This window comes from Bradyrhizobium sp. CFUWI (assembly GCF_056429085.1).
On the sequence record NZ_JBWJZE010000094.1, the window covers coordinates 1 to 1,440 of the forward strand.

Annotated in this window: 1 protein-coding gene; it reads right to left on the reverse strand. The window is 60.0% G+C overall.

All coding sequences use genetic code 11. From position 1 onward, the window contains the following. Positions 1 to 1,388: IS1182 family transposase (locus AC066S_RS38805; RefSeq protein ID WP_478271912.1), on the reverse strand; the 1,388-nt coding region annotated here is incomplete at its 3' end. Positions 1,389 to 1,440 lie beyond the last annotated feature (52 nt).

Here is a 1,440-nt window from a genome sequence, read left to right on the forward strand (position 1 = left end):
CGTGTCAGATTGTAGGCCAGGACGGAGAGCGCCATTTCGGCCGCCACTTTCGGAAGCGTTTTGGTCAGGAAGTGTGTCGCTCCCATGCGGGCTTTCATGGTGCCGAACGGATGCTCGACTGTTTCGCGACGCTGACGCATGGCGTGCGGGTTTGCATCAAGGCGATGCTGCACAGCCTCGAGCAGATGCTCATGCTCCCATCGCGTAAGCCGCCGTTCTGACCCAGGCGTGCATTGGGTCTTGAGCGAACAGTTTTGACAGGCCGTGGTCCAGTAGCGCCGCAGCACCTTGCCGTCTTCTTCATTCGTATAGCGATATGACAGCCGCTCCCCGGCCGGGCAGCGATAGGCGTCCTCCTCTGGCAAATAGGCAAAGTCCTGTTTACCGAAGCGTCCGTCTGCCTTAGCGCCGGACGTTAGCGGTTTGGGCAGAGTTACCGTGATGCCTGCTTCGTGGCACGCGAGGATCTCTGGGCTGTTGAAGTAGCCGCGATCGGCTACTGCTTCGAGCGTCTCGGTCTTTAGAACAGCCTTCGCCTGCTTGGCCATCTTGGCAAGTTGTGCCCGATCCGAGCCGCTGTTCGTCACCTCATGCGTCACAATCAGATGGTGCTCGGTGTCTACGGCGACCTGTACGTTGTAGCCGACAACGCCAGAGCCGCGGCCGCTCGTTGCCATCGAGCGGCTGTCGGGGTCGGTCAGCGAGATTTGCTGGTCAGGCGAAGCAAGCATTTGCTTTTCGTAGACGGCAAGCTTGCCCATTTCCTCCTTCAGCTTTGTCAACTTCTCGGTAAGCCTCGTCACCTTCGTGGCCAGCGCCTCCGTCGGCTCCTGGCGGTCGGCCGTGTCAAGTTGGCTCAGATAGCGCGCGACGCTCTCCTCCAACTGAGCACGCCGTCGCTCCATCTTCGCGCGCGTGAAGTTCCTGTCCCGGTTGTTCACGGCCTTGAACTTGCTGCCATCGATGGCGACGCTCGCCGTCACCAGCAGACCCATCTCTCGACAGAGCTCGACGAAGCGCGCACATACCTTGCGCAGCGCCAGGCCGTTGTCCTTCCGGAAGTCCGCAATCGTCTTGTGATCGGGAGCGAGCCGACCCAGCAGCCACATCACCTCGACATTGCGTCCGGCTTCTCGTTCGAGCCGCCGGCTCGATTGTACCCGGTTCAGATAGCCGTAAATGTAAAGCTTCAGGAGCACCGAGGGATGGTACGACCGCCGACCGGTGGCCGCCGGCTCCACACCCTCAAAGCCCATCTCAGCCAAACCGAGCGCATCGACAAATACGTCGATCACGCGAACTGGGTTGCTCTCGTCAATGAAGTCATCGAGGCATTCGGGCAACAGCGTCCGCTGCCCACGATCCGCCTCTTCAACGAAGCGCCTCATCGATTCCCCCAAAGAATCACAGGAGAATCATAACAGCAGCCAGTGTTTTCAC